Annotated in this window: 19 protein-coding genes; 18 read left to right on the forward strand and 1 reads right to left on the reverse strand. The window is 36.3% G+C overall.

Features of this window, described 5'->3' with window-relative positions:
• Positions 1-6 precede the first annotated feature (6 nt).
• From ACL8WY_RS11495 to ACL8WY_RS11565, 15 genes are all read left to right on the forward strand, one after another.
• Positions 7-1,260 carry a nucleotide sugar dehydrogenase gene (locus ACL8WY_RS11495; RefSeq protein WP_436514879.1) on the forward strand — a complete coding sequence of 418 codons (1,254 nt, stop codon included), beginning with the start codon at positions 7-9 and terminating at the stop codon, positions 1,258-1,260.
• Positions 1,247-1,849: an adenylyl-sulfate kinase gene (cysC, locus tag ACL8WY_RS11500; RefSeq protein ID WP_436514880.1), complete on the forward strand. Its 603-nt coding sequence runs from the start codon at positions 1,247-1,249 to the stop codon at positions 1,847-1,849. The genes ACL8WY_RS11495 and cysC overlap by 14 nt, the downstream gene beginning before the upstream one ends.
• Positions 1,846-2,751 carry a sulfate adenylyltransferase subunit CysD gene (gene cysD, locus ACL8WY_RS11505; RefSeq protein WP_436514881.1) on the forward strand — a complete coding sequence of 302 codons (906 nt, stop codon included), beginning with the start codon at positions 1,846-1,848 and terminating at the stop codon, positions 2,749-2,751. Before cysC ends, cysD begins: the two co-directional genes overlap by 4 nt.
• Positions 2,752-2,770: 19 nt before the next feature.
• Entirely contained in the window at positions 2,771-4,030 is a 1,260-nt protein-coding gene (gene cysN / locus ACL8WY_RS11510; protein WP_436514882.1) for a sulfate adenylyltransferase subunit CysN, read from the forward strand.
• On the forward strand, positions 4,030-4,797 hold the full coding sequence (cysQ, locus tag ACL8WY_RS11515) for a 3'(2'),5'-bisphosphate nucleotidase CysQ (protein WP_436514883.1): 768 nt from the start codon (positions 4,030-4,032) through the stop codon (positions 4,795-4,797). Before cysN ends, cysQ begins: the two co-directional genes overlap by 1 nt.
• Positions 4,798-4,815: 18 nt before the next feature.
• A complete protein-coding gene (locus tag ACL8WY_RS11520; RefSeq protein ID WP_436514884.1) occupies positions 4,816-7,440 on the forward strand; it encodes an SLBB domain-containing protein in 2,625 nt (874 codons plus the stop codon).
• A gap of 3 nt (positions 7,441-7,443) precedes the next feature.
• Positions 7,444-8,508, forward strand: coding sequence for a Wzz/FepE/Etk N-terminal domain-containing protein (locus ACL8WY_RS11525; RefSeq protein ID WP_436514885.1), 1,065 nt, complete (start codon positions 7,444-7,446; stop codon positions 8,506-8,508).
• A gap of 2 nt (positions 8,509-8,510) precedes the next feature.
• A complete protein-coding gene (locus ACL8WY_RS11530) occupies positions 8,511-9,494 on the forward strand; it encodes a sulfotransferase (RefSeq protein ID WP_436514886.1) in 984 nt (327 codons plus the stop codon).
• Positions 9,491-10,381, forward strand: coding sequence for a glycosyltransferase family 2 protein (locus tag ACL8WY_RS11535; protein WP_436514887.1), 891 nt, complete (start codon positions 9,491-9,493; stop codon positions 10,379-10,381). The genes ACL8WY_RS11530 and ACL8WY_RS11535 overlap by 4 nt, the downstream gene beginning before the upstream one ends.
• Before the next feature lie 3 nt (positions 10,382-10,384).
• Positions 10,385-11,824, forward strand: coding sequence for an oligosaccharide flippase family protein (locus ACL8WY_RS11540; protein WP_436514889.1), 1,440 nt, complete (start codon positions 10,385-10,387; stop codon positions 11,822-11,824).
• Between the two features lie 35 nt (positions 11,825-11,859).
• Positions 11,860-12,579 (forward strand): sulfotransferase domain-containing protein, encoded by a 720-nt coding sequence (locus tag ACL8WY_RS11545; RefSeq protein WP_436514890.1) that lies wholly within the window; start codon positions 11,860-11,862, stop codon positions 12,577-12,579.
• A gap of 30 nt (positions 12,580-12,609) precedes the next feature.
• A complete protein-coding gene (locus ACL8WY_RS11550; RefSeq protein ID WP_436514891.1) occupies positions 12,610-13,590 on the forward strand; it encodes a sulfotransferase domain-containing protein in 981 nt (326 codons plus the stop codon).
• 10 nt (positions 13,591-13,600) lie between these two features.
• Positions 13,601-14,476: a sulfotransferase gene (locus ACL8WY_RS11555; protein WP_436514892.1), complete on the forward strand. Its 876-nt coding sequence runs from the start codon at positions 13,601-13,603 to the stop codon at positions 14,474-14,476.
• Positions 14,466-15,797: an O-antigen ligase family protein gene (locus ACL8WY_RS11560; protein WP_436514893.1), complete on the forward strand. Its 1,332-nt coding sequence runs from the start codon at positions 14,466-14,468 to the stop codon at positions 15,795-15,797. Before ACL8WY_RS11555 ends, ACL8WY_RS11560 begins: the two co-directional genes overlap by 11 nt.
• Positions 15,798-16,162: 365 nt before the next feature.
• On the forward strand, positions 16,163-17,350 hold the full coding sequence (locus tag ACL8WY_RS11565) for a glycosyltransferase (RefSeq protein ID WP_436514894.1): 1,188 nt from the start codon (positions 16,163-16,165) through the stop codon (positions 17,348-17,350).
• On the opposite strand, the gene ACL8WY_RS11570 is transcribed toward ACL8WY_RS11565, so the two are convergent.
• Positions 17,343-18,578, reverse strand: coding sequence for a hypothetical protein (locus ACL8WY_RS11570; RefSeq protein ID WP_436514895.1), 1,236 nt, complete (start codon positions 18,576-18,578; stop codon positions 17,343-17,345). The genes ACL8WY_RS11565 and ACL8WY_RS11570 overlap by 8 nt on opposite strands.
• Before the next feature lie 76 nt (positions 18,579-18,654).
• Between ACL8WY_RS11570 and ACL8WY_RS11575 the strand changes: the two genes are divergently transcribed.
• From ACL8WY_RS11575 to ACL8WY_RS11585, 3 genes are read left to right on the forward strand one after another with little or no spacing between them, the layout of a single operon-like run.
• Positions 18,655-19,770: a glycosyltransferase gene (locus ACL8WY_RS11575; protein ID WP_436514896.1), complete on the forward strand. Its 1,116-nt coding sequence runs from the start codon at positions 18,655-18,657 to the stop codon at positions 19,768-19,770.
• Entirely contained in the window at positions 19,767-20,801 is a 1,035-nt protein-coding gene (gmd, locus tag ACL8WY_RS11580; RefSeq protein WP_436514897.1) for a GDP-mannose 4,6-dehydratase, read from the forward strand. Before ACL8WY_RS11575 ends, gmd begins: the two co-directional genes overlap by 4 nt.
• Entirely contained in the window at positions 20,785-21,675 is an 891-nt protein-coding gene (locus ACL8WY_RS11585) for a GDP-mannose 4,6-dehydratase (protein WP_436514898.1), read from the forward strand. Before gmd ends, ACL8WY_RS11585 begins: the two co-directional genes overlap by 17 nt.
• The last annotated feature ends 1 nt before the right edge of the window (position 21,676 follow it).

The raw sequence follows: 21,676 nt of genomic DNA on the forward strand, positions 1-21,676 counted from the left end.
TTATCAATGAATTACAAAGTCGGCATAATTGGTCTGGGGTATGTAGGACTCCCACTTGCAGTGGAGAGCGGTAAACTATACAATACCATAGGGTTTGATATTGACCAGACCCGCATTGCCGAGCTTAAATCTGGAAAGGATCGAACACTGGAAGTTTCTACGGTAGACTTTGAAGCTTCGGATAAACTAAGCTTTACGAACGAAATCATTGACTTGACGGTATGCAATTTCTACATCGTCACAGTACCAACCCCAATAGACGAGTATAAAAGCCCTGACCTTAGGCCATTGATTTCTGCAACCAAAATGATCGCCACAATATTGAAAGAAGGTGACATTGTTGTTTACGAATCGACAGTATTCCCAGGATGTACAGAAGAAGTTTGTGTACCCATATTGGAAATTGAGAGCGGTTTGATATTCAATAAGAATTTTCATTGTGGGTATTCTCCTGAGAGAATCAATCCGGGAGACAAGGAACATAGAATAAATAATATCTTAAAGGTAACAAGCGGAAGCAATGATTACGTAGCTGAAAAAGTAGATGATTTTTATAAATCATTTATCCATGCTGGAACACATAAAGCCTCATCCATAAAAGTGGCAGAAGCAGCGAAAGTTATTGAAAACTCGCAGCGTGATGTGAATATTGCTTTCATAAACGAGCTAGCCTTAATTTTTGATCGATTAAATATAGATACTTCAGAAGTACTGGAAGCAGCAGGTACAAAATGGAATTTTCTTCCTTTTCGTCCTGGCCTAGTCGGCGGCCATTGTATAGGAGTGGATCCATTTTATCTTACCCAGAAGGCCGAATCCTTAGGGTACCATCCACAAGTCATTCTTTCTGGACGAAAAATCAATGATCAAATGGGACAATATGTTGCCCAAACAGTCATCAAAATGCTTTCAAAAAAAGGAAAGCTGAGTAATAAAACCAAGATTTTAATTCTTGGTTTTACCTTTAAAGAAAACTGTCCTGATACAAGAAATACAAAAGTCATTGATATTTATAATGAACTCATTTCGTTTGGACTCCAGGTTGATGTTTTTGATCCTCAAGCCGATGCGATGCAGGTAGAAGTAGAATATGGATTGAACTTGTCAGAATCCATAGAGAAAGAATATGATTCTGTTATTCTAGCTGTTGCTCACAAAGAATTCGAGTCACTGAATTGGGAAACTATAAGAACAAAGACAACAATTATTTATGATGTTAAAAGTACCCTTCCAAAAAAGCTAGTAGATGGAAGACTATAAAGAAAATATAATCCCACATGCCCATTCTGTTAATCTTGAAGATCGGGTAAAAAAGAATGGATTCAGACCAAAACTGCTTTGGTTTACCGGCCTTTCAGGTTCCGGTAAGTCGACCCTAGCAAGTGCATTAGAAGCTCACTTTCACAATCAAGATTTTAATACTTACATTCTTGATGGAGATAATATTCGTAGTGGACTGAATAATGACCTTGATTTTTCAGAAGAAAGTAGAAAAGAAAATATTCGAAGGATATCCGAAGTATCTAGACTTTTTGTGGATGCAGGTGTGATTGTGTTGACTGCCTTTATTTCTCCCTTTAAAGAAGATCGTGAGGCGGCAAAAAAATTGGTAGGCGAAGAATACTTCCTTGAAATTCACGTTGATTGTCCCCTAGAAGTATGTGAGCAACGCGACGTTAAAGGATTATATAAAAAAGCAAGAGCAGGAGAAATCAAGTACTTTACAGGAATTACTTCTCCATTTGAAGCTCCTGAAAATCCAGATATTAGAGTAAATACCGCAAAAAACTCATTGGAGGATTGTCTCAAATTATTAATTGAAGAAATACAACCGAAAATAAGATTATGAAGAATTATAATCTCACACATTTAAAAGAACTGGAAGCTGAATCCATCTATATATTACGAGAGGTCGCCGCTCAGTTTCAAAAACCAGCCATCCTATTTTCTGGTGGTAAAGATTCAATTTGTATTACTCATTTAGCAAGGAAAGCTTTTCATCCAGCCAAAATTCCATTTCCATTAGTTCATATTGACACAGGACATAATTTTCCAGAAACCATAGAGTTTCGTGACAATCTGGTGAAAGAACTTGGAGCAAAGCTTATTGTGGGTTCTGTACAGAAATCCATTGATGATGGCCTTGCAGCTGAAGAAAAAGGAAAGAATGCAAGTAGAAATGCGATTCAGACTGTAACTCTTTTGGACACTATCGAAGAATATGGCTTTGACGCATGTATAGGCGGAGCGCGGAGAGACGAGGAAAAGGCAAGAGCCAAAGAAAGATTCTTTTCGCATAGAGATGAGTTTGGCCAATGGGATCCGAAAAATCAGCGACCTGAGCTTTGGAATATATTCAATGGCAAGCAAAGTTTTGGTGAACATTTTAGAGTCTTCCCCTTGAGCAACTGGACAGAAATGGACGTTTGGCAATACATCATGGCAGAAAACATCGCTATCCCTTCACTTTATTTTGCCCATCAGCGTGATGTAGTGTGGAGAAACAACACGTGGCTCCCGGTTTCGGATTTCATCCAAATTGAAGAAGCTGAGGAAGTGGTTAATAAGAAATTAAGATTCAGAACGTTAGGTGACATCACCATTACAGGAGGTATAGAGTCAGATGCAGATACGTATGAGAAAATCGTGGAAGAAGTAGCTGCTGCACGGCATACCGAACGAGGTAATCGAGCAGATGATAAGCGATCAGAAACTGCAATGGAGGATAGAAAGAAAGAAGGGTATTTTTAATCACTATTAAAAAGAAGAAATGGAAGGATATTTAGATATGGAATTGTTGCGCTTTACTACTGCAGGAAGTGTTGACGATGGAAAAAGTACCTTAATCGGCCGATTACTATACGATTCAAAATCGATTTTTGAAGATCAATTAGATCAAGTAAAGCAAACAAGTGAAAGAAGAGGCGCTACAGAGGTTGATCTAGCTCTTTTGACAGATGGCCTTAAGGACGAGAGAGAACAGGGTATAACTATTGATGTAGCCTACAGATATTTCGCCACCCCAAAGCGAAAATTTATCATAGCTGATACGCCAGGGCATATTCAGTATACACGAAATATGGTAACAGGAGCATCTACAGCAAACGCTGCATTGATATTGATAGATGCAAGGAATGGAGTAATTGAACAAACTTGCAGGCACTCCATCATTGCCTCACTATTACAAATCCCACATATTATTGTTTGTATCAATAAGATGGATCTAGTGGATTATTCAGAAGAACAGTTTAACAAGATCAAAGCGGATTTCGAAGACTTTGCTTCTAAATTGGATGTCAAAGATGTTCGCTTCATCCCAATAAGTGCACTTAATGGTGATAACGTGGTAAATCGAAGTAAGGAAATGTCTTGGTTCGAAGGATCCACACTGCTTTATACACTTGAAAACCTGCATATTGGTAGCGATCACAATCACATTGATTGCAGATTTCCAGTGCAAACAGTAATTAGGCCTCAGACCGATGAACACCATGATTATAGAGGATATGCAGGAAGGATTGCTGGAGGTGTCTTTAAGCCAGGAGATGAAATCACTGTATTGCCATCCGGTTTTACTTCAAAAGTAAAATCGATAGATACTTTCGAGGGTTCAGTTGATGAAGCTTTCGCGCCAATGTCAGTAACAATCACTTTAGAAGATGATATTGACATTAGCCGTGGAGATATGATTGTAAGGACAAACAACCAACCTGAACCAAAGCAAGATATAGACGTAATGCTATGCTGGTTGAACAACAAAGGTCCCCAGCCAAGAACTAAGTACACCATTAGACATACAACAGCTGATGCAAAAGCGATGATAAAGGATATTCGTTACAAGCTGGATATCAACTCTTTGCATAGAAACGAAGAGGATAAAAATATCACTGCAAACGATATTTGTCGAGCTCAGCTCAGAACTACCAGACCATTACTGGTGGATTCATATCGAAAAAATAGAAATACTGGGAGTATTATTCTAGTAGATGAAGGTACCAACGAAACGGTTGCGGCCGGGATGATCATTTAATGATGGATATAGAAAAACTATTAGAAGTTGCTAAAATGGCGGCTTTCGCAGCAGGTGATGAGATTTTAAAAATTTATGAGTCAGGTGACTTTTCGATTGAAGCAAAATCTGATGATTCGCCATTAACACTTGCTGATAAAGCAGCCCATTTGAAAATTGTCAGCTTTCTTGAGGAAACTGAGATCCCGATCTTGAGTGAAGAAGGGAGAGATATCAGTTATGAAGAACGCTCGAAATGGGAATATTTCTGGATGGTGGATCCATTGGATGGGACAAAAGAATTCATCAAAAAAAATGGGGAGTTCACAGTCAATATTGCGCTCATTCACAGAGGGGAATCGATATTAGGCGTAGTTTATCCACCGGTAATTGGTGAGATGTATTGGGCAATTAAAGGAAAAGGCTCATACGTAGAAGTGGCTGAAGAAATAAGAGAATTGAAGACAACCAATAAGCAACTTAGCGAGTCAGGAATAAGAGTTGTAGCTTCTAGATCGCATATGAGTCCTGAGACAGAGCAGTATGTGTCAAAACTGATAAATCCCAGTATTGTTTCAAAAGGAAGTTCATTGAAGTTTCTGTTAGTCGCTTCAGGAGCTGCCGATGTATATCCTCGATTAGGCCCTACTATGGAGTGGGATACAGCTGCAGCTCATGCAATTGTGCAGGAAGCTGGAGGAAGCGTTGTGCTAGAGGATGGTAAAACAGCCTTAAGCTACAACAAAGTGGACTTATTAAATCCATACTTTATAGTTTTACCATTTTAATTTGGAATCTGCAAAGGCATGAAAATAGTTAAGTATTGTTTGATCCTTTTAGTAATATTTTGTGGTTCGCAAAGTGCTGCCCAAGACATTGATAACTTATCCGTAAGTGATTTAAACTCAGTCAACATAGACGAGTTGTCTGATACTCAAATTCAGCGGTTTCTTGATAGAGCGCAGGAGAGTGGTCTTACTCTTGAGCAGTTGGAGATTGTAGCACAGCAGAGGGGAATGTCTGTGTCGCAGATAAGTAAGCTTAGAAACAGAATTAGACAACTGCAGCTAGGTTCCTCTGATGAAGGTCAAATCCCATCGGCTTCAGATAGGCTTAGAGAGAGAAATGATGAAGAAACAGATGAATATTCATTTTTTGAATTCTTAAATGATGCGGACTCAATCAATGCGGGCAAATTGGAAATATTTGGAATGGATATCTTCAAAACTGCTGAAATTGCATTTGAACCATCACTAAATGTGGCAACACCGCAGAACTATATTCTGGGCGCAGGAGACGAGATTATTGTTGACGTTTATGGAGCTTCTGAAATCACATATCAGGAATTGATTAGCCCAGATGGGACTATATTAATTAGTGGCTTGGGTCCAATCAGTCTTGCTGGAATTAGTGTTAAAGAAGCTAAAAATCGAATTTTCAACCGATTATCTTCAATTTACTCTGGACTAAAAGGAAGAAATCCAAATACTTTTATTCAGGTTTCGTTGGGGCAAGTGCGATCGATAAAAGTAAATGTGGTGGGAAATGTAGTCCAGCCAGGCACGTATGAATTGTCATCATTTTCAACAGCATTCAACGCACTTTATTTCGCCGGCGGACCGACGGAAAACGGATCATTAAGGCAAATAGAAGTATTTAGAGGTGGCCAGCAAATTGCAACATTAGACGTTTACAAGTATCTCTACGAAGGAGAAGACGATCAGAATCCTCAGTTGCAAGATCAGGACGTTTTAATTGTAAAGCCCTACATAAATAGAGTGAAGCTTGCCGGGAATGTTAAGCAGCCGGCCATTTATGAACTAACTGAAAATGAAACAGTTGATTATCTATTTAGCTTTTCCGGTGGGTTCAATAATACTGCTTTCAAAGATTTCATAACAATTGATAGGGCAGGAGTAGTGGAGAGGGAGGTTTCTACCATTAATCGATCTGATTTTGCAACAGAACGAGTCATGGATGGAGATTCAATTTACGTGACAAAGATATTAGATACATATGCCAATCGTGTAAAGCTGGAAGGAGCAGTGAATAGACCTGGATATTATGAATTAACGCCCGATCTTACACTTTCTACTTTAATTGAAAAGGCGAATGGATTGAGAGAAGATGCTTACATGAAGCGAGGCAATGTTATCCGACTATCCAAGAGGCTCTCGCTGAAAAACATTTCTTTTGATGTTCAAGAATTAATAAATGGTAAACAAGATGTTACTCTCAGCCCTGATGACATTATTCGTATTTCCTCCATTTTTGATCTGAATGAAGATCAAATAATTACAATTGATGGTCAAGTTAGAAATCCTGGTGTCTTTCCATATATTGATTCGATGACTGTTGAGGATATAGTTGGCCTCTCAGGAGGGTTGAAAGAAGACGCAAGTGCTTCAACAATAGAAGTTGCTCGCAGACTGACAATTGATGATGACATTACCAAATCGTCTGAGATTTACACATTTGAAATAAATCGCGATTTAGGCATTAATGATGAAGCATCTGATTTCTTATTACAGCCATTTGATCTTGTATTGGTGAAATCTACCCCCTTCGTAAGGCAGCATAAGGTTGTGAAAATTGAAGGGGAAGTGAATTTCCCAGGATATTATGCGCTAGAGACGAATGAAGATAATATTTCAGATTTAATAAAGAGAGCTGGAGGATTGACCAAATATGGATACCCAAAGGGATCTTCACTAATAAGACGAACAGAGTATTTCAGAACAGAGTTTGAAAAAGAGGAGCTTCAAGCCCTATTGGAAGCCAGGCGTGAAGAATTAGAAAGTAAGTTCATCAATGAAAATCCTGCAGGGTTGGAAAATTATGATCATATTGAAGATCAACTTGCTAAATACGAAAAGGAGTTAACGGAAGCTCTTAAAATCGAAGATTCTTCAAACGATCTTGAGGCCAGAATTTTTCGAGCTCAAGAACTTCGTAAGTTATTAGTTCGAGATTCAGTAAGTGGAGCAGATGCCTTAATTGATCGGCAAGCCATAGGTATTGAGTTGGATAAGATTATTGATCAACCTGATTCTAATTATGACCTGACATTAAAAGATGGTGACTTAATTAGTGTGCCAAGAAAGTTTGAAACGGTGCGTGTTCAAGGCGAGGTTCTATATCCTAACATGGTGAAATTTCAGCAAGGAGCTTCATTAAAAAAATACATTTCAGCTTCGGGTGGATTTTCATCGAAGGCGAAAGTTGGGAAATCCTATGTGGTATATGCGAATGGGTCTGCACAGCGCACAAAGAAGTTTCTCTTCTTAAAAATTTATCCACAAATAAGACCAGGAGCTGATATAATAGTACCTCAGAAGGAAGCAAAAGAGAAAATTGATGCCAGAGAAATTATAGCACTAACATCTGCTGTAGGTACCATGCTATTGGTAATTGATAGGTTAAGTAATTAACAAATGGAAAAGAGTAAAATCATAAATGGTGAAGAGCTTGATCTATTAGAATTAATCAGATCCATTTGGGAACGCAAAATATATCTACTCAAGGTCGTATTCATTTTTGCCGTTATTGGATTAATTATAGCCTTCACGTCAAAAGTTGAGTATGAAACTCAATGTAGACTACTTCCTGAAAATGAGGAGGGGGGTCTTTCAAGTTTAGGTGGACTGGGAGGACTAGCGGGTTTAGCAGGAATTAATTTAGACATGGGCGAGAGCAATGGGCTAAGTACACAACTTTATCCAGAGATCCTAAAGAGTACACCTTTTCTCACGAAACTAATCAACACACCAATATTCTTTGAGCGCCTGGATACAACCACAAGTAGTTTCTATTATTTTGAAGAAATAGATAACCCTTCACTTTTAGGATGGATTGGGGAGTTTACCCTCGGATTGCCGGGTAAGCTTGTCAAATTATTTAAGGAAGAAAATGGGGAGGTAAAAGAATATGGTTTTGATCGTTTTTCAGAAAGTGATTGGGCGATCATTGAAAGTTTTTCTGAACGAATCGCCATTTCAATTGATGATGAAACAGGGACTGTGACTATATCGTCGGAAATGCCTGACCCTGTGGCGGCAGCTGACCTAACCGCATTGGTCTTGAAAGAATTGACTCAAAAAATCTCAGAATATCGAACCGAAAAATCGAGGATAAATCTTGAGTTTATAAGGAGCAGGTTTGATGAATCGAAGGCAGAGTATGAGAAAAAACAGAATGAACTAGCAAGGTTCACAGATAGAAATCGAAATATAGCCAACTCAATTGTACAGAATGAATACGAAAGGCTCCAGAATGAATTGAACATTACCTTTGAAGTTTACAAAAGTTTAGCAGGTCAACTTGAGCAGGCGAAAATAAAACTGAAAGAAGACACACCCATATTCACAGTCTTGGAGCCAATTAAAATTCCGGAAGATAAGAGTAAACCTAAACGACTGATTATTTTATTGGGATTTTGTTTTGTTGGTTTTCTTCTATCAGTTGTTCTAATAGTGGCGAACTCCATGAAACGTCATTAAAAATGAATCAATATGGAATTTTATCTTACTTGAGTCGTTCTGGATCTACTTTTCTAAGCGATAAACTGAATAGATATCGGGATATTTGTGTGACTTTGGAAGCCTCTTTTCCACCTGAACTTTTAGGTATTCAAGGTTACAAGACGGTGAACTTGTTAAATGAGAAAAATCTCAGACGCTTCATAAAAGACATAGAATTATTAAGTAAGGTCAGAAATTGGGAATTGGATAATGGATTGATTATTCAAAAATTATTAAAGTTATCATTTCCGATCACAGGGATTCAAGTATTTAAAACCTATTTGGATTGTTTTAAAGAGAAGTACAAACCATATGCCAAGGCAGTCATCTATAAGGGAAGCCCGGTAATGCCATGGACCGTTCCGCAGCTGCTTGATAAATCAAATCAATTTAAAGTTATCTATCTTCAAAGAGATCCCAGAGCAATATATTCATCTCAAATAGCAAATAATTTGCCGTATAGCAGTAGGAAATTCACTCAGTCACCTTTTGAAGTTGGATTGGATTGGAAGAATACAAGCAAAGCAGTTGAATTTTGTGATTCGGATTTTTTTTTAAAAGTTAGATATGAAAATTTAATCGGTTCTTCCAAAGGATTCGATGAAATTATTCATTTTCTTAATGTCCATTCTGAGCTGGACAACAATACATTTGACTACAGTCAAATTCTACCAAAAGAAGAGCGATCCATTCATTCAAATATTAATAAACCGAGAAAGGCTCATTATATTGATAAATGGAGGGATCAGATTAGTCCTGAAGCTGCTTCTATGATCGATTGGTTGTGCAAGGATTATTTGATGAAAGAAAACTACGAAATATATGCTGAATTTGATACTAACGTGATCTCTCAAAAGTATGTCAGGTATGTCAGAAGTACTCGCATAAAAAAACTAATAGGCAGTTTAAATAAAATGCTAAAGCAGCCATCATTGTATCTTCGAAGATTAAAACTAAGGCATTGATTTCTATTATTATTCCGTGTTTCAATGGCAGTGAAGTTATATGTCAGGCTATCGAGAGTTGTTACAGGCAAGGAGTTGATGAGCAGGATTTTGAGATCATTGTAGTTGATGATCATTCAGATCAACCTGTTAATCTGCAAGTGGATGATCGCTCAAATGTCACTTGTATCAGGAATTCTATGAATCTTGGTCCCGCGGCTTCTCGAAATGAAGGAATTAAAGTTTCAAAAGGAGAATTTATAGCTTTCCTTGATTCAGACGATCTAATGATAAATGGACGTTTAGGTAAGCAGCTAGCATTTTTAAATGAGAATAATCTTGATTTTGTGATAAGTGCAATTAGGGAAAGAGGAATAGGAGGAACTGAGAAGGATATCGTTTTTGAAATACCTGAAAACAAGAATGAGCTCACCACACATATTTTTCTTGATAAAATATACTCGATTACACCAACGATTTTTTTTAAAAAATCAATTCTAGAAGAGACTGGACTTATGGATGAGTCGCTACGTCATTTTGAAGACAAAGATTTTCTTTTGAGAGTTGTGAAAAAAAGATCAATTGGATATATCGATGAACCTCTATTGCTTCGTAGAGTTTTTGCAACCGGAATATCAAGATCTGTTGATGAAGATAAGTTTATGCGTTCAAGGAAGCAGTTCTATGAAAAAGCCATCGAGCTATACCCATTTTTAGAATATAATAAGGGTAAATTTTGGGCTATACAATTTCGAGGATTTGGTAAACTTTCACTTCAGGCTAATCAACCTAAATTGGCATTGAGTTATCTGTTAAGAAGTTTTAGAGCTAATCCGAATTTAAAATCTGTCATCTATCTTGCTAGTGTTTTTTTACCACCATTGAGAATTCCGCTACTAAAAAAATAAACGTTGAGCTATCGAAAGCAATTATTAAAGGGTGGAATTTCAGGAGGACTGGCCTCTGGAATGGGACAGGTTGGAAGCGTATTTCTTCGATTCTATCTAAGTAGGCTTCTTGGTCCAGCAGGCGTTGGACTGTATGAAGTTGGGATTTCAATTATTAGAATCAGCTCAGCAATCTCGCAGGGTGGTGTTAGTCAGATAATGGTCAAGTTTCTCGCTCAAGAGGAAGATAAAGATCTTAGAAATCAATTTGTAAGAGCAGGCTTATTCGCTGTTTTACTCTTCTCCATTTTTATCTCAACCTCTCTTATTATTGGTAAGGACTTTCTGAATTCTGAATTATTAAAAAGTGATTCAGATTTAATTTTTTGGGTGATTATTGCAGCGGTACCTCTCTGGTCAATGAACCAGTATTTTGCTCTTAGCCTGCGCGGAATCAATAGGATAGGTGAAAGCATTGCAATTCAGGCGGGCTTGTTTCCTTACTTGTTAATGTGTGCTATTCTGATTTTTTCATTCGATAGATTAAGTTTAAATAACCTGTTTCTTTCGGTCCTTATATGCCTATTGATTATCAATATCATCGGAGGGATTTTTTTGAAGCTAAGAGCATCGTTAAAAGTAGAAAAAGTTAAAGAGTTTTATAGAAGACTATTCTCCAGATCTTTCCCTGTTTGGCTTGTTTCAATTGCCAGAATACTCTCATTGAGGCTAGATAAAGTTATTCTCGCCCTCTATGTCTCGACTGATCAGGTTGGAATATACTCCATTGGATTTATTCTTGCTTCTTTATTGCAATTTGTACCGGGCTTTATTTCCCCAGTTTCTCAACCACTACTTGCAAAATATTTGAACGATAAGAACCAAACTCAGAAACTCTATCAGGATCTTATACTATTCACTACAATTTTAATGCTCCCAGCATTAATGTTTTTAGTCGTTAATGGGGAGTATATTTTGTCACTCTTTGGGAAAGATTTTGAATATGGCTATACGGTAATGATTGTTCTAAGCATAGGTTTTTTCTTCAATGGATTTGTAGGACCAACGGGCAACATAATGATAATGGGAGACCAACAAAAGAAGTTGGCAATCATCCAATACGTGACACTTGCTCTTTTTGTCTTTTTGTCGCTGATAATTGTTCCTCACTATGGAATACTAGGAGCAGCTATTTGCAGATCTTTAATTTGGATATGCGCAGAGTTTGCAAAACTAATTTTGATTAATCGGATTTACGGATTGGTTCCCTTCCGAGTATTTGAGCTAAAGAAACTTCTACTTGCCACCTTTATTTTCCTTATGCTTGTAGTCACTTTAAGGGGACTTGAGAATGATTTTCTAAAGATCATCCTTTTCTTCATAGGTTGGGGTCTTATCTATTGGTTGATTTACAGAAATAATCTTAAAAGAATTTTCGCACTTATTCTAAAAAAAATAAGCTAAATTATTTTTGCCCATAATTTTTACAGCAGCACAAAATGAACGTTAAAAAGGAGTCCAGAAATATTTGGATTATAGGTTTCCCGAAAAGTGGAAATACATGGTTTTCATATTTAATAAGTTACATTTTCAACATGGAATTCCTTGATTATGAAAAACAACATACTAAACCAAAAAATGATACTGTCAGAGAATTAACCTCTGGAAGAGATGAAAATATTGAATCACCGTTCGACGGCCGTATTCTAAAATCACATAACAAGACTTCCAAAAAAGATGCTTTTGCTAAGGATATAAAGTTTTACATCCTACGAGATCCAAGAGATTGCTTTGTGAGTTATTACCACTATTTTAAATCTTATAAAGCAGGCGGCCCAACAGGTCTTGTATTTAACCTGTTAAGTATTTTAGGGAGAAGATATCAGATCCGTTGGTTTCTAAGCAATTGGAAGAAACATGTTGTCAATGGATCAAGTAGTTGTGAAACGATTTTTAAATATGAATCCTTACTTGAAGGTGGAGAAAAATATTTGGAATCTAAGCTAAGTAAAATTGGTCTGCCTATTGATTTGACACGTGTAGGCACTTCTTTCGAGTATTTCAGTTTTAGTAAGCTCTCAGGAGGAAGAAAGCCAGGAGATGGGGATAATAGTAATTTCTTTAGAAAAGGAGTGAGTGGCGATTGGGTGAATTTCTTGAACGAAACAGAAGTGAGTATGTTTGACTCTGCACTAAAACTCTATAACGAGTTAGATTAAATTAGTCAGAAAGGACTATTCAAATTAGCAATGAATTCATCAACTAAATATTTGAGAATATTTAACCGATCCAAAGTAGCCAACTTTTTGGAAGGGACACTCTCTTCTGATATAGATGTAGAAAACGTGACTTTGATTATTGGGTTCTGGAGAAGCGGGACCACTTATTTACTTGAAAGTCTGCAAAAATCAACTAATTCAAGAATATGTTTTGAACCCTTTCAAGATCTTGCCTTGAAAGAAAATAAGTTGAATTATCAGGGCTTTGAATTCAACTTCGAAGGAGAAAGAATAAATCAGTTTTATCCCATAGTCAAAGCCAACGCTGAAGATTCGATGTATGATGATTTTTTTGACGATCTTGTTCACGGCCATATAAGTTCAGCTTACACTCGAAGAACACAGCCTTTGAGAGCGCTGAATTCAAACAAGCTGATCGTAAAAATGATAAGAGCTAGTTTGGTAGCCGCATACCTACAAAAGAGATGTCACCTAAAAACAATTTTTATAGTAAGAAATCCTGCAGGAGTTATCTCAAGTATTGTGAGAGAAAAAGGAGGCACAAAAGCCATTAAAACCTGTTTGACAAATGATAGATTTATGAATTATCTGATCGATTCTATAAATAAAGAATCGAATTATTTGGATGGAAAGATGGATGTTGTTGAAAAATATCGAGTAAACGATGTTGGAAAAATTACATTACTCTGGTGTATCCTTAACTACATTCCGCTAAAACAAATCGAATCAGACCTATTTAATCCTCAGGTGATTAAGTATGAAGATCTTAGCACTAATCCAATTGATGTATTGAGTAAGCTAACAGGTGTCAGCTTAGATCCAACTAAAATTGACTTTAATTCCAGCACAACAAAGAAAGAAAGAAAAAGAAGTAATAAAGTGAGAATCAATAGCTGGGAGACCGAGTTATCTCATGATCAAATAGAGCTGATTTTCAATATTGTTAATGATTTTGAAGATGAACTTTTCTTACCCTTTATAAATAGTTAAGGAAAAAAGAGTGGAAAAAATCCAGTTAGTATACATTGCACCAAGTGGTCATAGCGGATCCACTCTATTGGATGTTATTCTTAACCAAAGTACTGATACTTTCAGTGTTGGCGAATTCATGTTTTTTGATGAATGGGTAAAAGAAGATCATAAATGTAGTTGCAATAAAAATGTGTCGCAGTGTAGGTTCTGGCATGAGATTATTAGCAGCTTTGAAAGCCAATGCGTTAGTCTAAGAGGGCCACAAAAACTAGTTGACAGGTTTACATTAATGAGTAGCTTTTCGAAAGCTGAACGTAAAAATTACTATCAAGCAAATCATAAGTTGCTAAGCGAAGTTCAAACAAAGTCTGGAGCCAGAATAATTATTGATTCATCTAAGTCAATCTCGCGATTAAAGTTACTTCACTCTTCAGGCCTTTTCGATATTAAGGTAATACACCTTATTAGAAATGGATGGGATTATGTTTCAAGTGGTAAAAAGCCAAAGAGAAGGACGAGCCAAGAAGGTGATAGTTTCACAAAAGGGTTGGCAGTATGGAGAACTGCTTTGAGATGGTTTCTTACTAATAGAATCTTAGAAAAATTTATTAGAAAAAATGATATTTCATATATGCTTGTTCGATATGAGGATTTATGTAATGACACGAGGAATACAATAAGTAAACTCAACGAGTTTCTGAATCTTGAAATTAAAGAAAACTTAACTAAACTTGACCTGAAGGATATTCACAATATCAGCGGAAGTAGATGGCGCCATAATGACCATCTAGTTATCAAAAGTAGCAGTTCTTTTAGAGATAGCAACTTGAGCACTTTGGAGAAATTGTCCTTTAACCTGATTGCGGGTTCATTGTTAAGAAAGTACTACAATATTGAGGATTAGCTTTTTTTATTTAGAGAGAATACTTCTAATTGGGGTTTTCATTGGCTTTTTTATCCCTTTATCTAAGCAATTAGGGATCATCCAACTATATATCTGGATGATCCCAGCCACGGGGATTTTTATATTAAAATTTATTAGAAAGTATTATCAAGGTGATTTCACAATCAAAAAGCCTGATTTTTGGGAGATTTCAATTCTATTCTTATCTGTATTATTGATAGTCAGTACAATTTTTGGTGAAAATCCAGCTCCAAATCTAGCCTCTGCAATTACATTTATTTTCACCTTAAGCTGGGCAAGCTATTGCAGACATTCTTACAATAAAATTATAAAGTCAAACGACGTTATAAATGCAATTTGGATCATGGCTTTTGTTCAATCTTTTTTTGCTATTCTGCAGCAATTGACTGGATCAGAAATCGGCAATTTTCAAAGTTACTTTGGCGATGAAGTTGAATCTGGAGGGGATGTATTTCAAGCGATCATTAGCCGTGTAAAGGGTACTTTAGGGCACCCTAATTTGGTGGCAAATTGGCTGGTAATATGTCTTCCATTTATGCTGACTACAAATCCGATTATTATCAAACCCATTAGCCGAATCATAAGATCCATAGTAATAATAATGGTATTTATAGCAATAGCATTCACCTTCTCACGGGCAAGCATTGGAATACTATTTCTGCTTTTAATAATGCTTTATGGACTATATCATCTGGTAAAAATCACATTGAAAATTTCTTTTAAAGTCAATATTGTCAAACTATTCATCTTAGTCTCAATTTTCGCTTCTTCAGCTTATTTTATCTATCAAAAAAAGGAGCTTATTGATCGTATTGTTGATCTGGGGTATGAACGAATTAGTGAAACATTTGAAGGTGCAAATACAAAGACTTCTGGTGACTTTAGAATGGCTATGAATTATGAGGGTGTCAGATATATGAAAGGTACCCTCGTCTTAGGGATTGGATATGAAAATAGTAAGCTTATTTGGAATGATTATGAAAGCTCCATTCCATCGTGGTGGCATCACAGGCCGCACAATATATTTATCATATTTGGCATAGAAGCTGGGGTAATTGGATTATTCTTTTTTACAATAATTGCACTTACTCCATTAAAAAGACTTTTAGTCTCCAACTGGCTTAATAATTCATTTTCTTTCTCTTTGACTTTTGCGATTATTGCCTGTTTAGGTTTCTGTCAGGTTTATATCACGCCTATTGCAGGTGAGTTTGCACCTATATTTTTTGGTCTTTTGGGGCTAGCAATGGGTCATCTAGATCACTTAAAATTATCGTCATTGAATGATAATTTATCTTAAAAAATTCAGATATCAATAACCATTCTCCCATTCGAAGAGCCTGTTTTTTAAAAAAGCAGCTTTTGGTAAATCGAAATCCCCCTTGAAAAATTTTATCAATATTTGGAGTAATTAACTGATCAAGATATCCAGTCCTAAATCATCAGTCAGTATAATATTAAAATTAGTTTTGATTTCTGGCACTGCTTTATTAGGTGAGTAAAAGCTAAAAACAGACATAGCCACCAAAAGTGACAATTTCACGACTTGTTTCATTTAGCAAAAATCATATGTAGGATTATTAACTTCTGAAATGTAAAGATACTTTTGTGTTAGATTAAAATAGAATTAAAATTTCAATAGGATCTCTCAGACAAACTAAATAATTGACTAAACAGAATACTTTAATAGTAACCACGGAACAACACTTTCAGAAAGTGGGGAATATCATTTATGTTGTCGGCGATGAAGATATCGATTTTTGGCAGAGATATCTGAAAGTATTTGATGAGATACTTGTCATTGGGAGAGTATCATGCACCACTTCCAAACCGCCTAAGAGTAAAATATCATCAGGTCTTGGAGTAAGATTCTTGGAACTTACTGAATTTGATGGTATTTCAGGTTTGATTTTCAATTCAATAAATTTGATCAAAGTAATTTCAGAAAACGTTAGCGGCTCTCCTTATGTTCTATTAAGGGTGCCCGGATTACTAAGCTATCTTACCTTTTTGATACTTTTCTTTAAAAGGAAAAAATGGACGATGGAGGTTGTGGCAGACCCTCAAGAAGAAGCAAGCAATGCTGATAACTGGCTTGCTAGACTTTTTGCATCTGTAATTGTAACCATGACAAGATATATGTGCAAACGGGCAAGCAGCGTATCTTACGTTACCAGAGAAGTATTGCAAAGACGCTACCCATCTAATAGTTCTCAGAATTACTTTTATTCCAGTTTGAACATTACGATTGATCCTAAACATTTTAAGAACCGCAAAGAACTTATTGAATCTCAGCCGGATATTCTTACTTCCCCTAAACTAGTACTTGTTGGACGGATGAGTAAACCCTTCAAAGGGATTGATACAGCATTAAATATGCTGGCTTACGCGAAGAGAAAGGGTGTGAAGCCAACATTGCATTTGATTGGGGGTGGTCAGCTTTTATCGACTTATTTAAAGGAAGCTGAAAAATTAGGGGTTAATGATCAATGTACTTTCCATGGAGAGATTAGCGATAGAAGTGAGGTTTTGAGTATTCTGACACAATCTGACATCATGATCTTGCCATCAAGGCGCGAAGGATTGCCTCGTGCAATTATTGAAGCCATGTCACTCGGATTGCCTGTGATTGCATCCAATGTAGCTGGAATACCTGAATTAGTTCCTGAAGAATTGATGATTAATCCGAATGATCATATTACTCTTTTTGATCATGTGCACAAGCTTTCTTCGAATAAGGACTTAAGAAGAAACTTCTCTAACTATTTTTTTGAGCGATCCAAACCTTACGATCTACAAATTTTGGAGAATGCAAGGACATCATTTTACAAGTCTATCCTTAATGCTAATTAAGTTGATTCTCTGAAAGTAGAAGCACTTGCTTTTCTTTGAGCTCGTAGTTAGCGGTCTTATCCACCAATCTAAGTCCAGAATCTTCAATTTTGTACAGGTAATAGTTGCCTATATTTTTTAATTTCAAATTGACCAGTTGAGCACTTTCATTATGGTTGGCAATGAAACACATCTTGTTACCGGCCCTACTTGCTCCAGCAATTACAGATAATTCGCCTCTTGACTTAATGTCAAATCTATTACCATCAAGCATTGAGTAGTGTTGATACCCGTACCAGTTCTCTTTCTTTTTTGGGTTGCCATCTTGAAATTCAATTAAGTTATCCATCGACCCATTATCACAAGTTCCCCAGCAGGCTCGTCCGGCATACTTTACTCCATTCATTTCAAATGCCTCAAGCATTCTGATTGCATCAGCAAAATAATCTGTTTGATTTCGATTGCAATATTCATTGTAAATGATGCTTTCGATTCCCAATTTGTACCCAAGACTATCTTCATCAAGAAGTGATAGGTATCTAGGGATATCTAGAATGCACTTTCGAGGCGATTGACCAAGTGCATGAATGGAGAGCTGATTTAGTCGCAAAGGTAAGTCTTGGTTAATTTCCTTCCAACTTGCCATATATTTCAATGTACTCTCTATCAGATCGTAAGCTTCTTCTCCTGCAATACTGGGCCCAGCTATTTCTAATTGTGGGTATTTAGAATTGATGAAAGAAATAGTTTCGCAAAAAAAACGATTGAAGTTGTTATACGAATTGGGCCATTTTCTTTCTGAATTTGCTTCATTATAAATATCAATACTAATTCTAGAATAATATTTTTTTGGAATTTGACTCAATAAATTATCCGCATTGTTCAACCAGGTTGAATATCCTTCAAATGGGACCTCATTAGCTCTGTTATAAGTTTTTCGTGCATACTGATCTCCTAATACTAATTGAAGATGAATATCTGGGTAATTCTCTAATAATGGGGTCAATAATTCAAAATCCCACTCGTTGGTTCTCCAAAAATTAACCTTTAGCGGACTCAAATATTCATCCCAAAGTTTTGGTTCAGGCATGCTTATTAGGAAGCCTACTAATGGATTTAATTGATTATTATCATCCATGTTAGGCAGAGACAAAGATTTATTAAAATCAATTTCTACCAGATTGATATCTTGTGCACAGCTAAAAGTAGATACACAGGTTATGAATAGAATTATAATAGAATTTTTCACTTCAGATTTTAAGATCAATTATGGAAATGCAAGATATGAAGTATAGTTTTGTGGTCTCCAATTTTATCAAAAAACTTTGAAAGTAGCCTACGTACATGATGATCTGATGAGAAGAGGCGGTGCGGAAAGAGTGCTTCTTTCTCTTCATAAAATCTATCCAGAAGCCTCTATTTATACGCTAGCTTATAAAAAGAATAGAACTTATCCAGAGTTTATGGATATGTCGATAAAGACATCAATGTTTCAGGTTTTGGCAATTAATGAAACAATTATGAAATGGCTTTTTTACCCTCTTGGTGTTTGGGCCATGAAAAGACTTGATCTAACAGCATACGATTTAGTGATTATCTCTACAACTTTTGGAGGAAAGTATGTGAAAGTTTCGCCAGGAGCAAAGGTGTATACGTACTGTTATACCCCGTTTCGATTAGTATGGAGACCTGAATCTTACAATGTATATCAAAACAGTAAAGGGCTAAAAAGAAAGATTTTCGACGTTGTAATTAAGAGGCTAAAAAATATTGATCTTAAGGCATCGAAACGTACTGATTATTTCATAGCTATGACTAAAGCAATGAAGCAAAGAATAATTGATGCTTATCATCCGAGAAATGAAATATATATCATAAACCCACCTGTTAACTTTTTAAAGTTTCATGTTTCATCGGAGGTAGATGACTATTATTTAGTAGTCTCACGATTCGAACCATATAAAAAGGTAGATTTAGTGATTGAGACTTTTAATAGAAATGGGAAAAAGCTGGTAATTGTTGGGAATGGGTCACAGGAAAAATACCTTAAATCGATTGCTGCGACCAATATTGTTTTTAAACAAGGTTTATCACAGGACCAATTAGCGAAAACATATTCAAAATGCAGAGCTTTAATATTCCCGCAGCATGAAGATTATGGTCTCACTCCTTTGGAAGCAAACGCGTCTGGTCGTCCGGTGATTGCCTATAAAGGCGGTGGAGTCAACGACACGATGATAGAATATGTAGATAATGACAAAAACTCAACTGCTGTTCTATTTAACAATCAAACAGTTAAGGACATTCAAGCAGCTGTTGATACTTTTGAAGAATTAAGTTTTGATCCTAATTTTTTAAGAAGTCATGCTGAGAAATTTTCTGAAACTCAGTTTATAATGGAAATTGAAAAATTCATCAACAGCACAAAAAATTTAAAATGAAATCAGCATTAATAACCGGAATCACAGGTCAGGACGGAGCTTATTTGGCACAGTTACTTTTAGAAAAAGGTTATAAGGTATATGGTGCCTTTAGGCGAACAAGCAGCGAGAATTTTTGGAGAATCGAATACTTGAATTTGCGCAACAATCCAAATCTAATCTTGGTAGAACTGGATCTTACTGATCAGGCTAACATAATCCGAATCATTTCAAAATATGAGATTGAAGAGATATATAACTTGGCAGCACAAAGTTTTGTAGGGGTCTCGTTTGAAAAACCGATTATGACTGGTCTGATCACTGGTCTTGGAGTTACGCATTTATTAGAGGCCGTTCGCATCATAAACCCAAAGATTAAGTTTTATCAGGCTTCTACCTCCGAGATGTTTGGTAAAGTCCAAGAGATACCACAAAAAGAATCGACTCCATTTTATCCCAGAAGCCCATATGGAATAGCCAAGCTTTACGCTCATTGGATTACGGTCAATTATCGTGAATCATATGATATTTTTGGTTGTAGTGGAATTTTATTCAATCACGAATCTCCACTAAGAGGCAAAGAGTTTGTAACAAGAAAAATTACAGATACGGTGGCTAAAATAAAACTGGGGCTCCAAAAGAGCATGGAACTAGGTAATCTAGATGCAAAGAGAGACTGGGGTTTTGCAAAGGAGTATGTCGAAGGTATGTACCTAATGTTGCAACAAGATCAGCCTGACGACTATGTTTTAGCTACTGGGGTTACGAGCACCGTACGTGATTTTGTTTCACTGGCGTTCAAGGAAATTGGAGTAGATATTGAATGGTCTGGCAAAGAAGAAAAAGAGGTAGGAGTAGACTCGAGTTCTGGTAAAAAGATAGTTACAGTAAATCCTAAATTCTACAGACCGGCGGAGGTGGAATTGTTAATTGGGGATTCTTCTAAGGCAAAGGAAAAGTTAGGTTGGAATGCAGTAACTGATATTAAGCAGTTGACAAAGATTATGGTTAAATCTGACTTACAACGAAATCAAGATGGAGCATCTTTCTAATGAAACGGTATTAATTACTGGCATTGAAGGGTTCACAGGTAATCATTTGGCAACTTTTCTCAGAAAAGAAGGTCTTACGGTCATTGGTACCGCTTTAAAGCCTGCCGAATCTAATGTATTGGAATTAGATATTAACAATTCAAGCGATGTTAAGTCTGTACTAAGAAAGATAAGACCAGATTACATAATAAACTTAGCGGCAATCTCATTCGTCGGCCATCCGAATGCAATTGACTTTTATATTGTAAATACTTTGGGCACGGAGACAATTCTGAATGCGTTGATTGAAATTGATCATATACCCAAAAAAATTATAATCCCCAGCAGTGCAACTGTATATGGCAATCAAGGTGAGTCGGTTCTTTATGAAGAAATGAACCCACAACCCAATAACCACTATGGATGTTCAAAGCTGTCAATGGAAAAGATCGTAGCCTCATTTTTTTCAAAATTGCCGATTGTTATTACAAGACCTTTCAATTATACTGGCCCAGGTCAGGATACTAGTTTCATTATTCCAAAGCTGGTTCATCATTTTAAGTTAAGAAAGTCAGTAATAGAAATTGGAAATATTGATGTAAAGCGAGAATTTAATAGTGTGGATTTTGTCTCAAATGTTTATTACAGTCTTTTGAAAAGTGCTTCACATTCGCAGATTGTTAATGTCTGTTCATCTCAAACCTATTCGATCAAAGAAATAATAAGGAAATTGAAAGAGAAGACAGGACATGAAATTGAAATAAATATCAATCCAGCCTTTGTAAGAGAAAATGAAATAACAGAATTGAAAGGCTCTACTAAAAATCTTGGAACAATCATTGAAATACCCCAGAACTATTCTATTGATCAACTTTTGACACAGATGCTCGCTTAGT

Source organism: Ekhidna algicida, assembly GCF_051379705.1.
GTDB lineage: Bacteria > Bacteroidota > Bacteroidia > Cytophagales > Cyclobacteriaceae > Ekhidna.